Below are 24,299 nucleotides of genomic sequence, written 5' to 3' on the forward strand. Positions count from 1 at the left end.
CGGTTCCTCCGCTGTCGCTCAGAAGCCATCGTTGTCGTCGAGGTCGTCGCTGTGGTTCTCGAAGTCGTCGCTGTCGTACTCGAAGGCGTTCTCGAAGTCCTCGATGTCCTCCTGGGTCAGGGCCACCAAGGGCAGGTCCGAGGGGGTGAGTCCGCCCGCACGGGCGTCCTCGGTGTGCCGCGCCAGGCCCCGCAGGGCCCGCTCCCACAGCGCGAGCAGGGCCCGGGTCCCGGACGGTGCGAGGAAGGCCCGCGGGGCGGACGCGGAGATGTGCAGCCGGACGCCGCCGTCCTCCTCGACGGCGACGGTGTTGATCTCCAGCGCGGAGGCGGCGGTCCGCCCACCGTCCCGTGGCACGTGGAGCATCGGCGCCTCGGGGGCGAGTTGCCAGGGCTCGTCGCCGGAGGCGGAGGCGGTGAAACGGCCGAGGTAGTTGAAGACGATCTGCGGCTGCGGGCGCTTGTCCAGTTCGACGGCGGTGTCCGGGTTGAGGTGCCGCAGCAGGCCGTAGCCGAGGCCGTGGTCCGGTGCGGCGCGCAGCTGCTCCTTGACGCGTTTCAGGGCCGTGCCCGCGGCCGGGCCGCCGGACAGGGCCTCGTCGAGGTCGACCGGGCCGGGGTCGAGGGCGACGGGGTGGAACGTGGTGAACCAGCCGACCGTGGCGGACAGATCGACGTTCTCGGCGAGGTCCTCCTCGCGTCCGTGGCCCTCCAGTCCGACGAGGAGCGAACGGTCCGCGAGGTCCCCGCGCCGCTCCCGCCAGACGGCGGCCGCCAGCGCGAAGCCGGTCAGCAGCACGTCGGGGACGGCGGCCCGGTAGGCGGCGGGCACGGTCGTCAGAAGGGGGCTGGTGATCTCGTCGGGGAGGACGAGGCTCTGCTCCCGGACGGGCCCCGGCAGCTCGGGAGCGTGCTCCAGCAGGGGGCTCGCGCCGTCCAGAACAGCTTCCCAGTACGGGAGTTCCCGCATCCGCTCCGGTGTGCGGGCGTCTTCGGCGAGGAGTCCGCTCCAGGTGCGGAACGACGTGCCGGCGCGGCCCGGGCGCGGGACCGCCCCGGCCCGTACCGCCTGCCAGGCCTCGGCCAGGTCGTCGGTGATGATCCGCCAGGACACCCCGTCGACCACCAGGTGGTGCGCGACCAGGAGGAGCCGGCCGGTGTCGAACCGGACGGCCTGGAGCATGCGTCCGGCCCGGGGGTCGAGGCGCTCCACCGCCGCGGACAGCTCCTCCTCGACCGTCCCGTGCGCCCGGGTCAGCAACTCCCCGGCGTCCACGGCCCCTTGGGCGGGCACCAGGAGCCGGGTGCCGTCGCCGGCCAGCCGGGCGCGGAGCATGGCGTGGCGGTCCAGGAGGGCCTGGAGCACGGCGGTGGCGGTGTCGTCGGTCAGGCCGGGCGGCGTCACCAGCAGGACCGCCTGGGCGAGACCGCCGAAGGAGCCGTCGGGGCCGGCCGTCCACCGCATGACGGGGGTGAGGGGCACCTCGCCCACCGGATCGTCGGCGGCCGTGGCGGTGGGCTTGCGGGCGGCTTCGGCGGCCGCGGCCAGTCCGGCGGGTGTGGGTGACTGGAAGACCTGCCGGGGGCTGAGGGCGATCCCCGCCTTGCGGGCCAGGGTGACCAGGCGGATGGAGACGATGCTGTCGCCGCCCAGCTCGAAGAAGTGGGCGTCGACGCCGACCTGTTCGAGGCCGAGGACCGTGGCGAACAGCTCGCACAGCTGCCGCTCGCGTGCGTTCGCGGGCTCCCGTACCGGGGCGGTGACGGCGCTCTGGGGCGCGGGCAGCCCGGCCCGGTTCACCTTGCCGGAGGGCAGCAGCGGGAAGGCGTCCAGGGCGGTGAGGGTGCGCGGCACCATGTGGTCCGGCAGCCGGTCCCGCAACCAGCCGTGCAGGTCGCCGAGGTCGTGGGCGGCCAGGTAGTACCCGGCGAGCTGCTTGACGCCCGGCGCGTCCTCGCGGATCACCACCACGCCGCGCCGGACGCCCGGGTGCTGTTCGAGGATCGCCTCGATCTCCTCCAGCTCGACGCGCATGCCGCGGATCTTCACCTGGTTGTCGGCGCGGCCGAGGAACTCCAGGGTGCCGTCGCGCTGCCAGCGGACCAGGTCGCCGGTGCGGTAGAGGCGTTCACCGGGCGGGCCGAACGGGTCGGCGACGAAATGGCCGGCGGTGCGGCGCGGGTCGCCCACGTACCCGCGCCCGAGGTAGACACCGCCCGCGTACAGCTCGCCCGGGACACCGACCGGGACGGGCTGGAGCCGGTCGTCCAGGACGTACAGCCGGGTGTTGGAGTTGGGGCGGCCGATGGAGACGGCGCTGCGGATCGCGCCGGTGCGGTAGACGACGTGGCTGACGCCGATGGTGGCCTCGGCCGGTCCGTAGCCGTGGTACATCACCGCCTCGCTCGCGGCGCGGAAGCGGGCGAAGAGTTCCGGGGTGAGCACCTCGCCGCCGCACCACACGTGGCGCAGCGAGGCGGCGCGGCGGGCGAAGCCGTCCAGTTCGAGGAGCAGGTCGAGCATCGAGGAGACCAGGTAGGTGAAGGTCACCCGGTGCCGTTCGACGGTGTCGAGGAGGTAGTCGACGTCCCGTTCGCCGCCGGGTTCGGCGATCACCACCCGGCCGCCGTTGACCAGCGGCAGGAAGATCTCGTTGATGGAGATGTCGAAGCCGAGCGGCGCCTTGAACAGGGCCGCGTCGTCGGTGCCGAAGCCGAGCAGGCCGCGCTGCCACAGCAGCCGGTGGGCGATGGCCCGGTGCCGGATCATCGCGCCCTTGGGGACACCGGTCGAGCCGGAGGTGTAGATGACGTAGGCGAGGCCCTCCGGGTCGACGCGCACCCGGGGGTTCTCCGCGGTGGGTCCGTCCAGGGCGACCTCGACGACGGGCGGCGCCTCCTCCCCCAGGAGGCCGTCGTCACCGGGCCGGCCGAGTACGGCGGTCAGGGCCGCGCCGCGGCACACCTCGGCGATGCGCCGGGCCGGCCAGGACGGCTCCAGCGGGACGAAGGCCCCGCCCGCCTTCAGCACCGCGAGCAGCCCGACGACCATCTCCACGGACCTCTCCAGGTGGATGCCGACGCGGCGCTCCGGGCCCACCCCGAGGGACCTGAGCTGCCGTGCGAGGCCGTTGGCGCGGGCGTCGAGCTCGCCGTAGGTGAGGGCCGTGCCGCCGGGAATGCCGTACTCGACGGCCACCAGGTGCGGGGTCCTGGCGGCCTGTTCCTCCACCAGGGCGGTCAGTGTGGTGGCCGGCATGGGGTGCGCGGTGTCGTTCCACTCCCCGAGCAGCAGGTCCCGTTCGCGCGGGGTGAGGACGTCGGCGGCGGCCACCGGGCGGTCCGGGTGGCGGGCCAGCTCACCGGCCAGGCGGACGAACCGCTCGGTCATCTCCCGCGCGCTGTCCGGGTCGTACAGGTCGTGGCTGTACACCAGGGAGCCGTCGATGCCGTCGGCGTCGGGCCGCTCGAAGACGTGGAAGGCCAGGTCGGTCTTGGCGGTGTAGAAGGGGACGCGTCGGTCGGTGAGGGTGAGTCCGGCGAAGTCCCGGCGGCCGGCGGGGGCCTGCTGGTGGGCGAGCATCACCTGGAACAGCGGGTGGCGGCCCATCGAGCGCGTGGGCCCGAGCGCGTCCACCAGCCGCTCGAAGGGCAGGTCCTGGTGGGCGTAGGCGTCCACGTCGGCCTCGCGCACCCGCGCGAGCAGCGCACGGAACGTCGGGGCGCCCGAGACGTCGGTGCGCAGCACGAGCGTGTTGACGAACAGGCCCACGAGGTCGTCCAGGACGCGGTCGCCGCGCCCTGCCACCGGCGTACCGAGGGGGATGTCGTCGCCGGCGCCGAGCCGGCCGAGCAGCACGGCGAGGGTGGCCTGGAGTGCCATGAAGACGGTGCCGCCCGCCTCGGCCGACAGGTCCCGCAGCGCCCGGTGGGTCGCCGCGTCGAGGGTGAAGTCGACGGCGCCGGCCCGGTATCCGGGCACGGGCGGGCGGGGCCGGTCGGCGGGCAGCTGGAGTTCCTCGGGCAGCCCGTCCAGGCGCCGCGCCCAGTAGCGCACCTCCTCGGCGGTGTACTCCTCGTCGAGGAGGTCCCGTTGCCACAGGGTGTGGTCGGCGTACTGCACGGCGAGCGGCGGCCACGCGGGGGGTGTGCCGCGCAGCCGGGCGGTGTAGGCGGTCTCCAGGTCACGCAGGAGAGGTTCGGCCGACCAGCCGTCGGTGGCGATGTGGTGGACGAGCAGGAGCAGGACGTGGTCGCCGGGGCCGAGGGCGTACAGGGTCGCGCGGACGGGGATCTCGCGGTCCAGGGCGAAGGAGTGGGCGGCGGCCTCGCTCAGCAGCGCGTCGAGTTCGTCGGCGGACGCGGTGACGGTCTCGAAGGGGACGGCGGTGTCCGTGCGGATCTCCTGCCGGGGGACGCCGTCGTGGTCGGGGAAGACGGTGCGCAGTGCCTCGTGCCGGTCCACGACGTCCTGGAGCGCCGCGCGCAGGGCCTCGGGGTCGAGCGGTCCGGTGAGGTGGACGGCGGTGGGGATGTTGTAGGTGGGGGTGGGCCCCTCCAGCCGGTACAGGAACCACAGCCGGGCCTGCGCGAAGGACAGCGGCACGGGGTCGGGGCGCCGGGCGGGGAGCAGTGGGGGCCGCCGCTGGGCGGGTGTCTCCAGGAGGGGTGCGAGGGCGGCCGCGGTGGGTGTGTCGAAGACGGCCCGCAGCGGCAGGGCGACGCCCAGCTCGGCGCGGACGCGGGCGACGAGCCGGGTGGCGAGGAGGGAGTGCCCGCCGAGGGCGAAGAACTCGTCGTGGACGCCCACGGAGGGCAGCCCGAGCAGGTCGGCGAAGAGGCGGCACAGGGTCGCCTCGGCCTCGGTGCGGGGCGCGTCGGCGGTGGTGAGCGCGGACAGGTCGGGGTCGGGCAGGGCCGCGCGGTCGAGTTTGCCGTTGGGGGTCAGCGGCAGGGCGTCCAGGACGACGACGGCGGAGGGCACCTGGTGGCCGGGCAGGGTGTCGGCCAGGTCCCGCCGGATCCGCTGCGGTTCGGGGCGGGCGCCGGGGTGCGGGACGACGTAGGCCACCAGGTGCGGGTCGCCGTGGGTGTCCTGGCGTACGGTCACCGCGGCCTGGGACACGGCGGGCAGCGCGGTCGCCGCGGCCTCCGTCTCGCCCGGCTCGACCCGGAAACCGCGGATCTTCACCTGGTCGTCGGCCCGGCCGAGGAACTCCAGCGCCCCGTGGACGGTCCAGCGCACGATGTCGCCGGTGCGGTAGAGGCGGGCGCCGGGCGGGCCGTAGGGGTCGGCGACGAAGCGTCCGGCGGTCAGGGCGGGCCGGCCCAGGTAGCCCCGGGCGAGCTGGGACCCGCCGAGGTACAGCTCGCCCGGGACGCCGGGCGGCACCGGGCGCAGGGACGCGTCGAGCACGAGGGTGCGGGTGTTCCACACCGGGTGTCCGATCGGCACGGAGCCCGACGCGGAGCTGGTGCCGTCGGCGCACGGCCACGCGGTGACGTCCACGGCCGCCTCGGTGGGGCCGTAGAGGTTGTGCAGTTCGGTGCCGTCCAGCAGGCGGGTGCAGCGTTCGGCGAGGTCCGCCGGCAGGGCCTCGCCGCTGCACACGATCCGGCGCAGCACGCCCCGGGCCCGCTCGGCGGCCGGGTCGTCGAGGAAGACCCGCAGCATCGACGGGACGAAGTGGGCGGTGGTGACGCGCTGTTGGCGGATCAGCTCGGCGAGGTGGGCGGGGTCGCGGTGGCCGCCGGGGCGGGCGAGCACCAGCGCCGCTCCGGTGACCAGCGGCAGGAAGAACTCCCAGACGGACACGTCGAAGCTCGCCGGTGTCTTCTGCAGCACCCGGTCACCGGGCCCGACGCGGTAGGTGTCCGCCATCCACAGCAGCCGGTTGACGATCGCGGCGTGCGGGACGACGACGCCCTTGGGTCGGCCCGTGGAGCCGGAGGTGAAGATGACGTACGCGGGGTGCTCGGGGCGCAGCGGCGCGAGCCGCTCCCCGTCCGACAGGGCGGCGGGGTCCAGATCCGCCAGGCGTTCGCGCAGGGCGGGGTCGTCGAGCAGGAGCGTCGGTGCCGCCGGGGCGGGGACCTTGTGCGCGGCGGCGGTGGAGGTCAGGACGAGCGCCGGGGCGGCGTCCTCGATCATCACGGCGAGGCGTTCGGCGGGGTAGCCGGTGTCCAGCGGGACGTAGGCGGCGCCCGCCTGGAGTGTCGCGAGCAGCGCCACGACCAGGTCCGGTCCCCGGCCGAGGGCCACGGCCACGCGTCGCTCCGGGCCGGCGCCGTGGGCGACCAGCAGGCGGGCCAGGCGGGCCGCGCGGGCGTGGAGTGCGGCGTAGCCGAGGGTGAGGTCGTCGAAGGTGAGCGCGGGTGCGTCGGGGGTGCGGGCGGCCTGTTCGGCGAGCAGGGCGGCCAGGGTGGTGACGGGGACCGGCCGGGCGGTGGTGTTCCACTCCGTCAGGACCTGCTGTTCCTCGGCCCCGGACATCAACGGCAGGCGTGACACGGGCTGTCCGGGGTCGGCCAGCCCGGCGGCGAGCAGCGTCTCCAGCCGGGCCAGCAGCCGGTCGACGGTCTCCGGGGTGAACAGGCCGCTGCGGTAGGTGGCCTCGATGCGCAGCCGCCCGCCGGTGAGGAAGGCCTCCAGGGACAGGTCGAACTGGGTGGTGTCGTTGTGGACGGTCTCCCACTCGGCGCTCACCCCGGGCAGTTCGGGCCCCTGGAGCCCCTGGGTGAGGAAGAGCAGCATGACGTCGAACCAGACGGCCCGGCCCGGGTGCCGCTCCGGCCGCAGCCGCTCCACCAGCAGGTCGAACGGCATGTCCTGGTGCGCGTACGCGTCGGTGCACAACGTGCGTACCCGCTCGACCAGTTCGGCGGTTCCGGGGTCGCCGTCGAGGTCGGCGCGCAGGGCGAGGGTGTTGCCGAAGTTGCCGATGAGCCGGTCGAGTCCGGGCAGGTCGCGGTTCATCACGGCCGAGCCGATGGGGATGTCGGTGGCTCCGGTGAGGCGGTGGAGCAGTGCGGCCAGGCCCGCGAGCAGCACCATGAACGGGGTCGCGCCCGTGGTGCGGGCGAAGGCGGTGAGCCGGTCGGTGACCTCGGGCGCGAAGGTGCGGAAGCGGCGGTCGCCGTGCGCGGTGGGCCGGGGCGTGCGGGGCGCGTCGGTGGGCAGGTCCAGGGGGCGGGGCGGCGGGACCAGGTGGGTGCGCCAGTGGTCGAGGTGGCCGGCCAGCCGTTCGTCGGTGAACGTGGTGCGCTGCCAGAGGGCGAAGTCGGCGTACTGCGCGGGCAGGGGTTCCAGCCCGGCGTCCGTTCCGGTGACGGCGGCCCGGTAGAGGGCGCTCAGGTCCCTGGAGAGGGCGTTGAAGGTGCCGCCGTCCCAGGCGATGTGGTGCACCGTCAGTACGAGGGTGTGGTCCTGGTCGGCGCGCCGGACGAGCAGGGCCCGCAGGGGGTGGTCGGCGGTGAGGTCGAAGGGGGTCGCGGAGGCGGCACGGGCCAGGGCGTCGGCGCGCCGGTCCCGCTCGTCCGCGGGGAGCCCGTGCAGGTCGGCCTCCTCGAAGACCAACTCCGCGACGCAATCTATGACTTGGTGCGGATTTCCGTCGTCGGCCGTGGGGTACCGGGTGCGCAGCACCTCGTGCCGGGCGAGCAGCCCGGCCAGGGCGGCGCGCAGCGCGTCCGTGTCGAGGGGGCCGCGCAGCCGGATGGCCAGGCACACGTTGTAGGCCGGGCTGGCCGGGTCGAGCTGCTGGAGCAGCCACATGCGGGACTGGGCGTACGACAGCGGCAGTCGGGCCGTGTCCGCGGGCCGGGGCGGGATCCGTTCGGCCCGGGCGGGGGTGTGGGCGAGGCCCGCGCTCTCCAGCCTGCGGCGCAGCAGTTCCCGCTTGCGTGCCGCGAGGTCGCCGGGCCGGTCCGCGTGGGTCTCGGTCACTGGTGTCCGCCTTTCAGCAGCCGTTCGAGGGAAGCGGTCCACAGCTCGCCCAGCCGCTCGATCTGCGCCTGGGTGAAGAGCCGTTCCGGCCAGTGCCAGCACACCGTGAGGACCGGGCCGCCTGGCTCCTTCGCCTCGTCGATCAACGCGTCGACGACGAGGGGGTAGGGGGCCGGCGCCCCGGGGTCGGCCCACGCGCCCAGGGCGCCGGTCTCGGGGGCGCTGGTGAACGCGGCGTCCTCCGCCTGCTCCCCGAGGCTCATGCGGCCCAGGTAGTTGACCGCGATCTGCGGCTCCGGGAGCGGGGCGAGGACGGGGGCGGTGTCCGGATTGAGGTGGCGCAGCAGGCCGTGGCCGATGCCCTTGTCGGGCAGGGCGGCGAGCTGGTCCCGGACGCGCCGCAGCTGCTGCGCGGGGGCCGCGTCGCCGGGATCGAGGCGGACCGGGAAGACGGTGGTGAACAGGCCGAGGGTGCCGGACAGGTCGGCGCCCGGCAGGAGTTGCTCCTCGCGGCCGTGTCCCTCCAGGGCGATCAGCAGGGAGTCGTCCGCGGTGGCCCGGCCGAGTTCGCGTCGCCATTCCGGCACGGCCAGGGACAGCGCGGTCAGCAGGACGTCCGGCACGGGGTGCGCGGTGAGGAGTGCGGTGAGGTCCGGGGCGAGCGTCGTCCAGTGGTGGCGCACGGTGGCGTGGGTGTCCCGGGCGGGGTCCAGCGGTCCGGCGCCGAGGGCCGGTTCCGGCCGGTCCGACACCGCTGTCCAATGGGCGAGTTCGGCCGTACGGCGTTCCGACACCGCCTCGGAGCGCAGTGCCCGGGCCCACTCCCGGAAGGTGGTGCCCGGCGGCGGGAGCGGTGTGCCGTGCCAGGCCGCGGCGAGATCGGCGGTGAGGACGCCCCAGGAGGCGGCGTCGGTGACCAGGTGGTGCAGGACGACCAGCAGCCGCCCCTCGCGGTCCGGCCCGGTGTCGAACCACAGGAACCGGGCCACCGCCCCGGCGGCGGGGTCGAGTTCGGCGGCCAGGTTCGCGAAGGCGCCGGGTACCAGGGTGCCGATCGTGGCGTGGTCCAGCCGTGCGGCGTCGGTGCGGCGTACGCGGTCGGCGGCGCGGGTCGTGCCCTGTGGTGCGGTCCGCAGGTGCCGGGTTCCGTCCTCGTCCCTGGCGAGTGTGGAGCGCAGCAGGTCGTGCCGGTCCAGCACCGCCTGGACCGCGCGGTGCAGCCCGTCGAGGTCCATGCCGGGCGGGGTGCGCAGGAAGCGGGCCTGGCTGAGCGCGCGGACGTGGCGGTCCTGGGCGACGAGCCGGGTGAGCATCGGGGTGAGGGGGATGTCGCCGACGCCCGCGTCCGGGTCCGCCTCCCGGCGCCGGGCGGTACCGGCGGCCTCCGCGAGCGCGGCGACGGTGGGCCGCTCGAACACGTCGCGCGGCGAGAGGGCCAGCCCGGCCGCGCGGGCCCGGCCGACCAGCCGCATGGAGACGATGCTGTCGCCGCCGAGCGCGAAGAAACTGTCGTGCACGCCGACCGAGTCCACTCCGAGGACCTGTGCGAACAGCGCGGCGAGCCGTTCCTCGGCCGGGTTGCGCGGCGGCTGGGCGGCTGGCCCGGCGGTGCGGGAGGGGGCCGGGAGGGCGGCGGTGTCCAGCTTGCCGTTGAGGGTGAGGGGGAACGCGTCGACCGGGACGAACGCCGACGGCACCATGTAGTCGGGCAGGACGGCCGCCGCCGCCCGGCGCAGCAGCTCCGCCGTCTCCCCGGCGGGCGGAGCGGCCGGGGCCGTCACGACGTAGGCGACCAGGCGGCGGACGCCCGGGGTGTCCTCGCGGACGACGACCGCGGCGCGTTCGACGAGTGCGTGGTCGAGCAGGACCGCCTCGATCTCGCCGGGTTCGATGCGGTAGCCCCGGATCTTGACCTGGTCGTCGATCCGTCCGAGGCATTCCACCAGGCCGTCCCGGGTCCAGCGGGCGATGTCGCCGGTGCGGTACATGCGTGTCCCGGGGCGGGTGGCGAACGGATCGGCGACGAAGCGGCTCGCGGTGGTCGCCGGCCGGCCCAGGTAGCCGCGGGCCAGTCCCTCGCCGGCGATGTACAGCTCGCCGTCGACGCCGGTCGGTACGGGGTTGAGGTGCCCGTCGAGGATGTACAGGGTGGCGCCCGCCACGGGGCGGCCGATCGCGGGCCGGTCGCTGAGGGCGAGGTCGCAGTCCGCGGAGTCGACGGTGCACTCGGTGGGCCCGTACAGGTTGTGCGCGGCGAGTCCGTCCGTCTCGCGCAGGGTGCGCCACAGGTCGGGCGGTACGGCCTCGCCGCCGACACCGAGGACCTTCAGCCCGGCCCGCCAGTCGCCGCCGCGCGCGACGACCTCGGCGAGCAGGGACGGGGACAGCTCGATGAACTCGATGCGGTGCTCGGCGAGGAAGCCGCGCAGGGCGTCCGGGTCGCGGCGGACCTCCTCGGGCACCAGGTGCAGTTCGTGCCCGGCGAACATCCACAGCATGGGCTGCCAGGACGCGTCGAAGGCCGTCGGCCAGGCATGGCCCACGCGCAGGGGCCGGCCGCCGGCCGCCGCCGTGGCCGGGGTGTGCAGGGCGGCGTGGTGCGCGGCGAACAGGTTGACGATGGCCCGCTGCGGCACGACGACGGCCTTGGGGCGGCCGGTGGAGCCGGAGGTGTAGATGACGTACGCGGGGTGCTCGGGGAGCAGCGGCCCGCCGCGGTCGGTGTCCGTGAGGTCGGTGCCGTCCGCGTCCGCGAGGCGCTGCCGGGTGCCGGGGTCGTCGAGCAGCAGGACGGGGATGTCGCCGAGGGTGTCCGGCGCGGGCGCGGTGCCGGTGGTGGCGATCAGGGCGACGGGCCGGGCGTCAGCGAGCATCCCGGCGATCCGCTCCTCGGGCCAGGCGGGGTCGAGGGGCAGATAGGCCGCGCCCGCCTTCTGCACGGCGAGGAGCGCGGTGATCGTGTCGGGCGTGGGCGGCAGGGCGAGCGCGACGACCCGCTCCGGCCCGGCACCGGACGCGACGAGCAACCGGGCCAGCCGGTTGGCCTCGGTGTTCAACTCGGCGAAGGTGAGGCGCTGTTCGCCGCCGACGACGGCCACCGCGTCCGGTGTCCGGGCGGCCTGCGCCTGGAGCACCTCGGGCAGCGTGGCGTACGGGGCGGGCAGCCGCTGCGCCGCGCCGCGCGCCAGCAGTTCGGCCCGCTCCTCGGGGGCGAGGGCGTCCAGCGCCGCCAGAGGTGTGCCGGGGGCCGCCACCATCGCGCGGACGAGCCGCTCGAACCGCCCGGCGAGCCGCTCCACCGTCGTCCGGTCGTAGCAGTCGGGCCGGAACTCGAAGACGACGCCGAGCCGCCGCTCGGCGAGCACGGCGAGGGTCAGCGGGTAGTGGGTGGCGCCGGAGCCCTTGACGTCGAGGATCCGCAGCCCGGCTGCCACCTCCGCCCGGGCCACCGCGTCCTGGTCGACCGGGTAGTTCTCGAAGACCAGCAGGGTGTCGAAGAGGTCGCCGGATCCGGCGAGGCGCTGGATCTCGGTGAGGCCGAGGTACTGGTGGTCCATCAGCCGGGACTGCTCGTCCTGCACGCGGCGCAGGAAGACGGCGGCCGGCTCCCCGGGGGGTACGGACACCCGCACGGGCACGGTGTTGATGAACAGGCCGATCATCGACTCCACGCCGGCGAGTCCGGCGGGGCGCCCGGCCACGGTCGCGCCGAACACCACGTCGTCCCTGCCGGTCAGCCGCGCCAGCAGCAGCGCCCACAGGCCCTGCACGACGGTGTTGACGGTGACGCCCAGGCCGCGGGCCGTGCGCTGCACGTCCGCGGTGAGTTCCTCGGACAGCCGCAGCGTGTGCAGTTCGGGCGGTACGGGGACCAGGCCGGCGGCCGAGGGGGCCAGCAGGGTCGGTGCCGCCCCGGACAGCGCCTGGCGCCAGGCCCGGCCGGAGACCTCCCGGTCGCGGCTCGCCAGCCAGGCGAGGAAGTCCCGGTACGGCCGTACGGCGGGCAGCGGGGCCGAGCGGCCGGGGGCGAGCTGGGCGGCGTAGAGCTGGAGCAGTTCCCGCACCAGCAGGGGCACGGACCAGCCGTCCAGCAGCAGGTGGTGGTTGGTGAGGACCAGCAGCCGGCGGTCGCCGCCCCGGTCGATCAGGGTCAGGCGCAGCAGCGGGGGGTCGGTGAGGTCGAAGCGGGCGGTGGCGTCGGCGGCGACGAGCCGCTCGGCCTCCGCCTCGTCGGCGGCGACGGCCTCCCGCCAGTCGACGGGGACCTGCTTGAGGACGACCTGCACGGGCTCGTCCATGTCGTCCTCGTGCAGGAAGGCGCTGCGCAGGTTGGCGTGCCGGGCGAACAGCTCCTCGGCGGCGGTGCGCAGCAGTTCGGGGCGGAGCGGGCCCTCGATCTCCACCAGGGACTGCATGGTGTAGACGTCCTGGGCGCCCTCGTCGAACAGGGCGTGGAACAGCAGGCCCTGTTGCAGCGGGGACAGCGGCAGGACGTCCTCGACCAGGGACCCGTCGTCCGCCGCGCCGGCGGGCTCTGTGCTCATCGGCTCCTCCACCTCGCCTTGACGTTGTCGAGCTGCGACCGGCTGAGCGTCACCAGTGGCTCGGCGGTCGCCGAGAACTCCTCCTCCGGGGCGGTGCCGTCCGGCAGGGAGCGGGCGAGACCGGCCGGGGTGCGGTGGGTGAACACGTCCCGGGGCGAGAGTCCGAGTCCCGCCCTGCGGGCCCGGTCGGCCAGCCGGACCGAGACGATGCTGTCGCCGCCGAGGGCGAAGAAGTCGTCGTGGAGGCCGACGCGTTCGACTTCGAGGACCTCGGCGAACAGGGCGCACAGTGCCTTCTCCGGTTCGGTGCGCGGCGGGTCGAAGGTGCTCGCCCGCGTGAAGTCGGGGGCGGGCAGTGCGCGGCGGTCGAGCTTGCCGCTGGGGGTCAGCGGCAGCGCCTCCAGGACCACCACGGCGGCCGGCACGAGGTGGGCGGGCAGCCGCTCGGCGAGGGCGTGGCGCAGGCCGGCCGGTTCCGGGCGGCGGCCGGCACCGGTGTCCGGTTCGACGTACGCCACGAGCCGCCGGGGCGCCGTTCCGTCCTCCCGGGCCACGACCGCGGCCGCGCGCACACCGGGCAGGGCACGGGCCGCCGCCTCGATCTCGCCGGGTTCGACCCGGAAGCCGCGGATCTTGACCTGCTGGTCGGCCCTGCCCAGGAACTCGACCGTGCCGTCGGGGCGCAGCCGGGCCAGGTCGCCGGTGCGGTAGAGGCGGCTGCCCGGCGGCCCGAAGGGGTCGGCGACGAACCGTTCGGCGGTGCGGCCGGGTTGGTTCAGGTAGCCGCGGGCCAGCCCGTCCCCCGCGAGATACAGCTCCCCGACCGCTCCGGTGGGGGCCGGGCTCAGGAAGGGGTCGAGAACATGGACCCGGGTACCGGCGATCGGCCGCCCGAGCGGGACGGTTCCCGCGGTTCGCCGCCGGGGCTCCGCGGGGTCCGCGTCCCGTCGGCCCGCCCGGCTTTCGTCGTCGGCGTGCACATGGGCGAGGCTGTCGCCCGCCGCCTCCGAGCAGCCGTACAGGTTGACCAGGCGGGCCTTCGGCCAGCGGGCGGTGAGCTGGTGGGCCAGGTCGGTGGTGAGGGGTTCGCCGCTGGAGATCCAGGTGCGGACCGAGTCGAAGCTGCCGGGCGGGGCGGACTCGACGAGGGTGGTGTAGAGGCTGGGGACGGCGGTGAGCAGGGTGGCGCGGTGCCGGGAGGCCAGCGCGGCGAGGGCGGTGGGGTCGCCGGTCGTCCCGTCGTCGGCGAGGGCCACGGCCTCCCCCGCGACCAGCGCGCCGAGCAGTTCGGTCAGGCCGTCGATGAAGCTGATCGGGCTCTTGGCGACGCGCACGCCGGCCGGACCGTCCGTCAGGGTCCTGCCCCAGGCGAGCCGGTTGGCCAGGGCCCGCTGCGTGCCGAGCACGCCCTTGGGGCGGCCGGTGGAGCCGGAGGTGAAGACGACGTACGCGGGATGGTCGGGGGACAGCGGCGGGCGCGGTACGGCGGTGGACGTCTCGCCGGGGTCGCAGACCGACTTCGGGTCGAGGGCGAGTCGCCGGGCGGTCTCCTGGTCGCTCACCACGAGCCGTGGTCGCGCGTCCGTCAGCATGAGGGCGATGCGTTCGGGCGGGTAGGACGGGTCGACCGGCATGCAGGCGGCCCCTGCCTTGAGGGTGGCCAGCAGCGCGGTGACGAGGTCCGGGCCGCGGGGCAGGGCGACGGCCACGACGGACTCGGGCCCGGCGCCGCGCGCGAGCAGGGCGGCGGCCAACCCGTCGGCGGCGGCGTCCAATTGGGCGAAGGTGAGGGTCGTGTCGCCATGGTGGACGGCGGTGGCCAGCGGCGTGCGCGCGGCCTGTTCTTCGAAGAGGTCGCGGACGGCGGTGTGCCGCTGGCCCGGAGTGGCGGCGCGGCGCTCGTCGTACGAGGCGGTGTGCCACTGGTCCGGAGCGGCGGCGCGGCGCTCGTCGTACGAGGCGGTGTGCCACTGGTCCGGAGCAGCGGCGCGGCGCTCGTCGTACGAGGCGGTGTGCCGCTGGCCCGGAGTGGCGGCGCGGCGCTCGTCGTACGAGGCGGTGTGCCACTGGCCCGGAGCGGCGGCGCGGCGCTCGTCGTACGAGGCGGTGTGCCACTGGCCCGGAGCAGCGGCGCGGCGCTCGTCGTACGAGGCGGTGTGCCACTGGTCCGGAGCAGCGGCGCGGCGCTCGTCGTACGAGGCGGTGTGCCGCTGGTCCGGAGCGGCGGCGCGGCGCTCGTCGTACGAGGCGGTGTGCCGCTGGCCCGGAGCGGCGGCGCGGCGCTCGTCGTACGAGGCGGTGTGCCACTGGTCCGGAGCGGCGGCGCGGCGCTCGTCGTACGAGGCGGTGTGCCGCTGGCCCGGAGCGGCGGCGCGGCGCTCGTCGTGCGGGGCCGTGTCCAGCCGTCCCACCAGTCGGTCGGGTTCCTCCGTGAACGCCCGTATCAGCCGGTGCAACGCGGCCGCGATGCCGGTCACCGTCGCGTGGTCGAGGGCCGTCGGCTGGTGGCTGAAGGTCAGGGTGAGCCGGTCGCCGGGCAGGGCGGTGAGGGTGAGCGGGTAGTGGGTGGCGTCGCGGACCGACACCTCGGTCATGCGGGGGCCGTCGGGCCCGAGGGCGCGGACGATGCCCTCGTCGTCGATGGGGTAGCTCTCGAAGACCAGCAGGGTGTCGAAGAGGAGGCCCTGCCCGGTGGCCCGCTGGACGCCGGCGAGCCCGAGGTGCTGGTGGCCCAGCAGGGCCGCCTGCTCGGACTGGACGCGCCTCAGGAGGTCGGCGAGCGGCTCGGCGGGGCGTAACCGCACCCGGACCGGCAGGGTGTTGATGAACAGTCCGACCATCGACTCGATGCCGGGGACGTCGGCGTCGCGGCCGGAGACGGTGGCGCCGAGGACGACGTCCAGCCGGCCGGTGTGCCGGGCGAGGAGCACCGCCCACAGTCCCTGGAGCACCGTGCTGACGGTCACCCCGTTGGCGCGGGCGGTGGCGGTGAGGGCCGTCGTCTCCCGCTCGGAGAGTTCCACGACGTGCCGCCCGGGCTGCCCGGCGGGGAGGTCCCGTGCCTCGGGGGCGATGAGGGAGGGTTCGTCGAGGCCGTCCAGGGCGGCCCGCCAGGCCTGTTCGGCGGCGGCGCGGTCCTGGCGGGACAGCCAGGCGAGGTAGTCGCGGTAGGGCCGGACCGGGGGCAGGGCGGCCGGGTCGCCGCCCGAGGTGTAGAGCCGGAAGAGCTCGCGGACCAGCACGGGCGCGGACCAGCCGTCCCACAGGAGGTGGTGCGAGGAGATCAGCAGCCGGTGGTCCCGGTCCCCGAACGCCACCAGCCGGACGCGCAGCAGCGGGGGGCGGGCGAGGTCGAAGCGGGTTTCGCGGTCCCGGGCGAGCAGGTCCTCGAACGCGGTCTGCCGCTCGGCCGGCGGCAGGCCGGTCAGGTCGGTGGCGCGCCAGGGCGTGCGGATGCCGCCGGCGATGACCTGCACCCGCCGGCCCGACCGCTGGGTGCGGAACGCGGCCCGCAGGTTGGCGTGCCGGGCCAGGAGGGCGTCGGCGGCGGTGCGCAACCGACCCTGGTCCAGCGACCCTTCGAGTCGGATGACCAGCTGTCCGGTGTAGACGTCCCGGGCGTGCTCGTCGTACAGGGCGTGGAAGACCATCCCCTCCTGCGTCGGCGACAGGGGGAGGACGTCCTCCACGGCCGGCCGGGGCGCCATCAGTCGCCGGCTCCGCGCATGGCCTCGGCCAGGCTGCGCGGGCGCATGTCCGTCCAGTTCCGCTCGATGTGCTCCAGGCAGGCGGCCCTGGTGTCCGGGCCGTGCACGCTCTCCCAGCCGGCCGGTACGGGCGCGAAGTCGGGCCACAGGGAGTACTGGCCCTCGTCGTTCACCAGGACGCGGAAGACGCCGCTGTCGTCGTCGAACGGGTTGGCCATGGCTCAGTTCCTCTCCTGCTGGGTGAAGGTTCCCGGGTACTGGTCCGGCGCCCCGGGCACCGGCTCGGCCGGGTCCGCGCCGAGGGCGAGGATCCGGTTGGCCTTGTCGACGTGGACGACCCGGGGCCGGTGGGTGGCGCGTTCCGATTCGTCGAGGACGGCGAACGACATGACGATCACGAGGTGGCCGGGGTGGACGAGGTGGGCGGCGGCCCCGTTGACGCCGATGACGCCGGTGCCGCGCGCGCCGGTGATGGCGTAGGTGGTGAGCCGGGCGCCGTTGTCGATGTCGACCACGTGGACCTGCTCGCCCTCGGTGATGTCGGCGGCGTCCATGAGGTCCTGATCGATCGTCAGGGACCCTACGTAGTGCAGATCGGCCTGGGTGACGGTGGCTCGGTGGATCTTGCCGTTGAGCAAGGTGCGCTGCACCATGACCCCCTGAGGAGTAGCACTTAGGTGAGGCTAACCTAAATCAACATCGCCGTGTCGGGAAGAACGGCTACGCGGAACAGTTGCGGAAGAACTCCAGGAGCACGCGGTTCACTTCGTCCGGGCGCTCCAGATAGCCGTAGTGGCCGCAGCCCTTGATCTCCTGGTAGAGGGCGCCGGGGACGGCCTCGGCGACCTCACGGCTCAGACGGGGCGGCAGGACGAGGTCGTCCGCGAAGCCGATCACCAGGCAGGGCACGTCGATCGCCCGGTAGGCGTCGAGCCGCCCCTCGGAGACCTCCAGGTCGAGCTGGGCCCTGACACCCGGCCCGGCGGGCTCCGGCGACAGCTCGAAGAGCTCCAGCCAGTCCCGGACCCGCTGTTCGTCGTCAAGGGTGGCGGGCGAGAGGTTCCGCACGGCCCGCACCCAGGCCGCGTAGGCAGGGGGCAGCTCCACCCCGCTGTCGTACAGGGCGCGTTCGGCCGCGGCGGTGGCGGCGCGCAGGGCGTCGGTCCTCCCTCGGGTGGCCATCAGCACGCCCTGCCGCACGAGCCGGGGGCGGCGCAGCATCAGCTCCTGGACGACGTACGCCCCCATGGAGACGCCGACGACGCGGCAGGGGGCGAGGCCGAGGTGCTCGATGAGACCCGCGGTGTCGGCCACGAGGTCGTCGACGGTGAAGCCCCCGGGGCACTCGTCGCTCGGCGGGACGCCCCGGTTGTCGAAGGTGACCACGCGGTGTCCGGCCTCGACCAGGGCGGGCACCTGGTGGAGGTGCCAGGCGCGCCCCCGGGCGCCCTGGCCCATGACCAGGAGCACGGGCTCGCCGTGACCGGTGTCGTCGTAGTGGATCCGGACTCCGTCGATGGTCGTGCTCGGCATGGCCCTCCTCGCGGGCGCGGGGTCAGTCGGCGGCGGGTGACGTCTCGGCGGGCGCCGCGCGTCCGTCACCGGCGGGCGGCCCCTGGAGGGTGGCCTTGCGCAGCCCCGGCAGGACGAGGGCGACCGCCGCCACTCCGGCCAGGCACACCACTCCGCCGACGACGGCGGCGCCGGCCGAGGAGCCGAGCGCCCGGGCCACCAGGCCGGCCTCCACATTGCCGACGGAGGGGCCGGCGGTGGCCTGGGCGAGCCAGAGGCTGCCGACCCGGCCCTGGAGACGGTCCGGCGTGTAGTGCTGGAGCAGGGCCCGGCGCAGAATCTCGGAGACGGTGTCGCCGAGGCCCGCCAGGGCCAGGAAGACCAGCGCGCTCCACAGGCTCGGGCTCAGGCCGAAGCAAGTGATCGCCAGGCCCCACAGCGCGACCGCGCCGATCAGGGCGCGTCCGGTGTGGTGGATCCGGCCTGTCCAGCCGCTGGCCAGGGCCCCGCAGAACGAGCCGACGGCGGGGGCGGTGTAGAGGAGGCCGACGGTGGAGGGGCCGCCGCCGAAGTGCTCGGTGCCGAGTTCCGGGAACAGCGCGTACGGCATGGCGAAGACCACGGCGCACACGTCGATCAGCAGCAGCCCGGCGACGACCTGGTTGCCCCGCAGGAAGCGCAGCCCCTCCCCCATGGCCTTCAGCGGGTGCTGTGGCTCCCCGGCCCCCTCGGGCGCGAGGCGGGGCAGCGGGGCGAGCAGGGCGAGACCCACGACGTAGATGACGGCGTCGGCCGCGAAGCACAGCGCGACGCCCGGCCCGGCCGCGATGACGCCCGCGAGGGAGGGCCCGGCCATGGCGCCGAGCTGGGCGGTGAGGGTCATCAGCGCCCCGGCTGCGGCGAGTTGGCCCGGCGCGACCAGGGCCGGGGCGGCGGCCATCAGGGCGGGTCCGCCGAGACCACTGGCGCCGCCCGCGAGGACGGCGGCAACGAACACGAACCACAACTGCGGGTCGGGCAGGGCCGCGTTCACCGCCAGGCCGGTGATCACCACGGCGGTCGCGGCCCGGGTGACGAGCACGATCCGGCGCCGGTCGACCCGGTCGGCGAGCACCCCGCCCGCGACCAGCCCGACCAGCAGCGACAGGCCCAACGACAGGCTCATCAGACCGACTTGGACCGACGAGCCGGTCAGTTCGTAGACCTGGATGCTGGCCGCGACCGAGGTGAGGTGCGTGCCCAGCATGGAGATCGCCTGGGTGGCGAACAGCAGCCGGAAGTGCCTGCTCGCTCTCAGGGGGGTGACATCGACGACGACTTCTCCCAGTCGCACCTTCGCACCTAACTCCTCAGGGACGGCGCGGCGAGCGGCGCCGGTTGCGCGGGGACGACGTAGGGGGCGACGCTGCGGAGTTTCTCGCAGGTCTCCTCCAGCTCCCGGGCGGGCGTCGACCCGGCGAGGATACCGGCGCCGGCCCGCAGCCAGGTGCGGCCGTCCTCCTCGAAGAGGCTGCGCAGGACCAGGGCGGCGTCGAGCGAGCCGTCGCTGCCCGCCATGAGGGCCGCGCCGCTGTAGATGCCGCGCGGCTCCTCCTCCAGCCGGGCGATGCAGTCGTACGCCGGTGCCTTGGGGATGCCGGAGGCGGTGACGGCCGGGAAGACGGCGCGCAGCACGTCCCAGGCGGTGGTGTTCTCGGCGAGCAGTCCGTGCACGCTGGAGCCGAGGTGCTGGACGCTGCCGCGCCGGCGCACGCTCAGCAGGTCGCGCACGGAGACGGTGCCCGGGCGGCACACGGTGGCCATCTCCTCCTCCGCCAGTTTCACGGAGAGCACGTGCTCGGAGATCTCCTTGGGGTCGGCGAGGAGTTCGGCGCGCAGCCGTTCGTCCTCCTGCTCGCCGAGGCCCCGGGCGCGGGTGCCGGCGAGCGGCTGGGTGAGGGCCCGGCCGTCCGCGCCGACCTCGGCGACGGTCTCGGGGCTGAAGCCGACGACCCGGCGTCCGCCGAGGTTCATCAGGTAGGAGCGGGCGGGGGTGTTGTGGGACCTGCCGTGCACGTAGGTGGCGGTGAAGTCGACCGGGTACGGCACCGGGACGGTCCGGGAGAGGATGACTTTCTGGAGTTCACCGGCCCGTATCTCCTCGATCGCGCGGGCGACGAGGCCGGGGTAGGTGCCGGCGGTGTCCGCCACGTCGATCGGCCGGGCCTCGACGGTGGTCCGGGGAACGGGTTCGGCCAGCAGCCGGAGTAACGCCTCCAGCGTCTCCGGGTCGGTGCTGCGCACCTCGGCCTCGCCCTGACGGAGCCTCACCTCGCTGTGCGGGACGACGAGATGGAGCAACCGCGCGTCCCCGGCCCGGTCGGGGCGGCCGGCGTTCAGGTGCGCGAACTCGTAGGCCATCCAGCCGAAGGCGTGCCAGCCCTCGACGGCCATCCGGTCGAGCTGTTCCTGGACTTGGCGCAGGGGGTGCGGTCCGAGCGGGACCGCGGCGTCCTCGGAGAGCCAGCGGCGACGGACCTCGGAGCGGTCGACCACGACCTCACCGAGCGCGTCTCCGGCGAACCACCACTCGCCTTCCCTCTCGTAGACCACGTACTGGTCGAACAGTTCCGACTCGGCCAGCCTGGCGGCCAGCAGGACGGGGTCTCCCGGCAGTTCCGTCCGCGCGCTCCGGTACCGCAGCAACGCCTACCTCCCGAGCTTAGGTTAACCTAACCTAAGGCACGACCCTAGCCTCCGCGTCGGAGTCTCGTCCAGGCTTGACCCCGATCTTCCATTAGGGAAGCCTTTCCTAAACAGCAGGCGGGAGTTGAGGATGCTCGACGGTTGGGTGCCCTGGCCGGAAGAGGTCGCGCGGAGGTATCGGGCCGAGGGGTTCTGGGAGGGCCGGCCGCTCGACCGGCTGCTGCGGGACCGCGCCGAACGCGACCCGGAGCGGATCGCGCTGGTGGACGCTGAGGGCGAGCGGTGGTCGTACGCCGCACTCGACGCCCGCGCCGACCGCCAGGCCGCGGGACTGCGGCGGCTCGGCATCGGCGCCGGGGACCGCGTGGTGGTCCAACTCCCCAACACGGACGCCTTCGTGGTGCTGTTCTTCGCGCTGCTGCGGGCGGGTGCGATACCGGTGCTCACGCTGCCCGCGCACCGCGAGAGCGAGATCGTCCACGTCGCCGAGACCTCCGGCGCCAAGGCGTACGCGATCCCCGACACGCACGACCACTTCGACCACCGGGCCCTCGCCCGGGCCGTCCGCAAGGCCGTGCCCCGCGTGGAGCACGTCCTGGTGGCCGGTGATCCCGCGGAGTTCACCGCGCTGGACGAGGTCGACGCCGACCCGGTCCCCCTGCCCGTGCCCGACCCCTCCGACGTGGCCGTGCTGCTGCTGTCCGGCGGCACCACGGGCAAGCCCAAACTCATCCCCCGCACCCACGACGACTACGCCTACAACGTCCGCGCCAGCGCCGAGGTCTGCGGCTTCGACAGCTCCACCGTCTACCTGGTGGTGCTGCCGACCGCGCACAACTTCGCGCTCGCCTGCCCCGGACTGCTCGGCACGCTGTACGCCGGCGGCACCGTCGTCCTCTCCCCCACGCCGAGCCCCGAGGACGCCTTCGCGCTGATCGAGCGGGAGGGGGTCACCGCCACCGCCGTGGTCCCGCCGATCGCCCTGCTGTGGCTGGACGCCGTGGAGTGGGAGGAGGCCGACCTGTCGTCGCTGCGGCTGCTCCAGGTCGGCGGCTCCAAGCTGGGCGCCGAACCCGCGGCCCGGGTCGGCCCCGCCCTCGGCTGCGCCCTCCAGCAGGTCTTCGGCATGGCCGAGGGCCTGCTCAACTACACGCGCCTGGACGACCCGCCGGAGCTGGTCGCCGGGACCCAGGGCCGCCCGCTGTCCCCGGCCGACGAGATCCGCGTCGTCGACGAGGACGGGCACGACGTGCCGCCCGGCGCCACCGGTGAGCTGCTCACCCGCGGCCCCTACACCCTGCGCGGCTACTACCGGGCGCCCGCGCACAACGCCCGCTCCTTCACCGCCGACGGCTACTACCGCACCGGCGACCTGGTGCGCGTCCTGCCCTCCGGGCACCTGGTCGTCGAGGGCCGGGCCAAGGACCAGATCAACCGGGGCGGCGACAAGATCTCCGCCGAGGAACTGGAGAACCACCTCCTCGCCCACCCCGCCGTGCACGACGCGGCCGTGGTCGGCATGCCCGACGCGACCATGGGCGAACGCACCTGCGCCTACCTCGTGCCCCGCGGTGGCACGGTCCCCACCCAGCGGGAGCTGGCCGCGTTCCTCACCGAGCGGGGCGTCGCCGCCTACAAGCTGCCCGACCGGGTGGAGGTGGCCGACGCCTTCCCCAGGACCTCTGTCGGCAAGACCGACAAGAAGGAACTGGGCCGCAGGATCGCCGCCCTGCTGCGCGCGGAGGGCAGCGGTGCCGGCTGAGACCACCGCTCCGGCCCGCCCGGAGAAGCCCTCCCCGGCGCCGCCCGCCCGCCGCCGGACCGCCACCACCCGCACCCTCGCCGTCCTGGGCGCCCTGCTGCTGCTCCTCGCGGCCGTCCTGCTCAGCCTGGCCATCGGGTCGCGGTCGCTGCCGGTCTCCGTCGTGGTGGACGCGCTGCGGCACGACGACGGCTCGACCGCCGCCTCCGTCATCTGGGACGTGCGGGTGCCGCGCACCCTGGCCGGGATCGCCGCGGGCGCCGCCCTCGGTGTCGCGGGCGCGCTCATCCAGGCGCTCACCCGCAACCCGCTGGCCGATCCCGGCCTGCTCGGCGTCAACGCCGGGGCCGCCACCGGCGTCGTCCTGTCCCTCACCGTGCTGGGCCTGACCAGCCTGTGGGCCTCGGTGTGGTTCGCCCTGGCGGGCGCGGTGGTGGCGGGACTGCTCGTGTACACGCTGGCCTCGGGCGGACGCGGCGGCGCCACGCCCGAACGGCTCGCGCTCGGCGGCGCGGTGATCGCCGCGGTGTTCACCGGGATCAGCCAGACCCTGATGCTGCTCGACGCGCAGGCCCTGGACCAGCTGCGGTTCTGGAGCGTGGGCTCGCTCGCCCGGGCCGACAGCGCCACGCTGACGACCATCACGCCGTTCGTCGTCGTGGGCCTGCTGCTGGCGCTCGGCCTGGTCCGGCCGCTCAACGCGATGGCCCTCGGCGACGACGCCGCCCGCTCGCTCGGCGCCCATCTGCACCGCACCCGCTTCCTCGGGCTGCTCGCCGTCACACTGCTGTGCGGCGCGGCGACCTCGGCCGTCGGCCCCCTGGTGTTCGTGGGTCTCGCCGTCCCGCACATCGCCCGCATGATCGCCGGCGCCGACCAGCGCTGGACGCTCCCGCTGTCGCTGCTCCTGGCCCCGGCGCTGCTGCTGTTCGCGGACGTCCTCGGCCGGGTCGCCGTCCGTCCCGACGAACTCGACGCGGGCGTGGTCACGGCGGTCGTCGGGGCGCCGGTGTTCATCGCGCTGGTACGGCACCGCAGGGTGGTGGCCGCATGACGACACGCACAGCCGCGCCCGCCGGGCTCCCCGCCCGGACCCACGTCGTACGGAGCCGCTCCCACCGCCTTTCCCTGCGGCTGGACGTGCGCGCCCTCACGGTCTGCCTGCTCGTGCTGGCCGCCACGGCCGGGGTGGGCGTCCTCGCCCTGGGCACCGGCGAGTACGCGATCTCCCCGGCGGACGTGGTCCGCACCCTGCTGGGCAACGGCAGCCGCCGGACCGACTTCGTCGTGGGCGAACTGCGGCTGCCGCGGCTGCTCACCGGCATCCTCGTCGGAGCCGCCCTCGGGGTGAGCGGCGCGCTCTTCCAGAGCCTGTCCCGCAACCCCCTCGGCAGCCCCGACATCGTCGGCTTCACCTACGGCTCGGCCACCGGCGGTCTGCTCGTCGTCCTGGTCGCGGGCGGCACCGGCGGCCAGGTCGCGCTCGGGGCGGTGGGCGGGGGCCTGGCGACCGCCGTCCTGGTCTACGTCCTCGCGTGGCGGCACGGCATCCACGGCTTCCGGCTCGTCCTCGTCGGCATCGGCGTCAGCGCCCTGCTCCAGGGCGTCAACGCCTATCTGCTGGCCAAGGCGCGGTTCACCGAGGCCGCGCAGGCCATGGTGTGGCTCAACGGCAGCCTCAACGGCCGGGGTTGGCAGGACGTGCGGCCCGCCGCGCTCGGGCTGCTGGTGGTCCTGCCGCTCATCGTGTGCGTGGCGGGCCGGCTGAAGATCCTGGAGATGGGCGACGACGTCGCGGGCGGGCTCGGGGTGTCCGTGCAGCGCACCCGGCTGGTGATGCTCGTCCTGGCCACGGCGTCCTGCGCGGTCGCCACCGCGGCGGCCGGCCCGATCCCGTTCGTCGCCCTCATCGCACCCCAGCTCGCCCGGCGCCTCACCCGGCAGCCCGGCCCGAACCTCCTCGCCGCCACCTGCACCGGCGCCCTGCTCGTGGTCACCGCGGACTTCGCCTCCCAGCACCTCCACGAGTCGGCCCAGCTCCCGGTCGGCGTCGTGACCGCGGTGGTCGGCGGCGTGTACCTGGGCCTCCTGCTGCGCCGCCAGCGACGGGCCGGCCGCATCTGAGCACCGCGGGGCCGCATCGGG

11 protein-coding genes are annotated in these 24,299 nt (G+C 74.9%); 3 read left to right on the forward strand and 8 right to left on the reverse strand.

Going from position 1 to position 24,299, the window contains the following annotated elements; all coding sequences use genetic code 11:
- Positions 1-18: 18 nt before the first annotated feature.
- The 8 genes from C1703_RS02940 to C1703_RS02975 all read right to left on the reverse strand — a co-directional run bounded on the left by C1703_RS02940 (position 19) and on the right by C1703_RS02975 (position 20,392).
- Entirely contained in the window at positions 19-7,944 is a 7,926-nt protein-coding gene (locus tag C1703_RS02940) for a non-ribosomal peptide synthetase (protein ID WP_114250391.1), read from the reverse strand.
- Positions 7,941-12,488, reverse strand: coding sequence for a non-ribosomal peptide synthetase (locus C1703_RS02945; RefSeq protein ID WP_114250392.1), 4,548 nt, complete (start codon positions 12,486-12,488; stop codon positions 7,941-7,943). The genes C1703_RS02940 and C1703_RS02945 overlap by 4 nt, the downstream gene beginning before the upstream one ends.
- On the reverse strand, positions 12,485-16,195 hold the full coding sequence (locus C1703_RS02950; protein ID WP_232840397.1) for a non-ribosomal peptide synthetase: 3,711 nt from the start codon (positions 16,193-16,195) through the stop codon (positions 12,485-12,487). The genes C1703_RS02945 and C1703_RS02950 overlap by 4 nt, the downstream gene beginning before the upstream one ends.
- Entirely contained in the window at positions 16,195-16,413 is a 219-nt protein-coding gene (locus C1703_RS02955; protein WP_114250393.1) for an MbtH family protein, read from the reverse strand. The genes C1703_RS02950 and C1703_RS02955 overlap by 1 nt, the downstream gene beginning before the upstream one ends.
- A gap of 3 nt (positions 16,414-16,416) precedes the next feature.
- Entirely contained in the window at positions 16,417-16,845 is a 429-nt protein-coding gene (panD, locus tag C1703_RS02960; protein WP_114257267.1) for an aspartate 1-decarboxylase, read from the reverse strand.
- A gap of 70 nt (positions 16,846-16,915) precedes the next feature.
- The gene (locus C1703_RS02965; protein ID WP_114250394.1) at positions 16,916-17,728 is read right to left on the reverse strand and encodes an alpha/beta hydrolase; all 813 of its coding nucleotides are present in this window, start codon (positions 17,726-17,728) and stop codon (positions 16,916-16,918) included.
- Between the two features lie 22 nt (positions 17,729-17,750).
- The gene (entS, locus tag C1703_RS02970) at positions 17,751-19,040 is read right to left on the reverse strand and encodes an enterobactin transporter EntS (protein WP_114250395.1); all 1,290 of its coding nucleotides are present in this window, start codon (positions 19,038-19,040) and stop codon (positions 17,751-17,753) included.
- An 8-nt stretch (positions 19,041-19,048) separates the two neighbouring features.
- The gene (locus tag C1703_RS02975) at positions 19,049-20,392 is read right to left on the reverse strand and encodes a salicylate synthase (protein WP_114250396.1); all 1,344 of its coding nucleotides are present in this window, start codon (positions 20,390-20,392) and stop codon (positions 19,049-19,051) included.
- A gap of 130 nt (positions 20,393-20,522) precedes the next feature.
- Here C1703_RS02975 and C1703_RS02980 point away from each other — a divergent pair, with 130 nt between their 5' ends.
- Genes C1703_RS02980 through C1703_RS02990 form a run of 3 tightly spaced genes read left to right on the forward strand, consistent with a single transcriptional unit; the run spans position 20,523 to position 24,278 of the window.
- Positions 20,523-22,154, forward strand: a complete 1,632-nt coding sequence (locus tag C1703_RS02980) for an AMP-binding protein (protein ID WP_114250397.1) — start codon at positions 20,523-20,525, stop codon at positions 22,152-22,154.
- Complete coding sequence (locus tag C1703_RS02985; protein ID WP_114250398.1) at positions 22,144-23,208, forward strand: iron chelate uptake ABC transporter family permease subunit; 1,065 nt, start codon at positions 22,144-22,146, stop codon at positions 23,206-23,208. The genes C1703_RS02980 and C1703_RS02985 overlap by 11 nt, the downstream gene beginning before the upstream one ends.
- A complete protein-coding gene (locus tag C1703_RS02990; protein WP_114250399.1) occupies positions 23,205-24,278 on the forward strand; it encodes an iron chelate uptake ABC transporter family permease subunit in 1,074 nt (357 codons plus the stop codon). Before C1703_RS02985 ends, C1703_RS02990 begins: the two co-directional genes overlap by 4 nt.
- The last annotated feature ends 21 nt before the right edge of the window (positions 24,279-24,299 follow it).

The sequence above is a fragment of the Streptomyces sp. Go-475 genome, from assembly GCF_003330845.1.
In the GTDB taxonomy this organism is placed as follows: Bacteria; Actinomycetota; Actinomycetes; order Streptomycetales; family Streptomycetaceae; genus Streptomyces.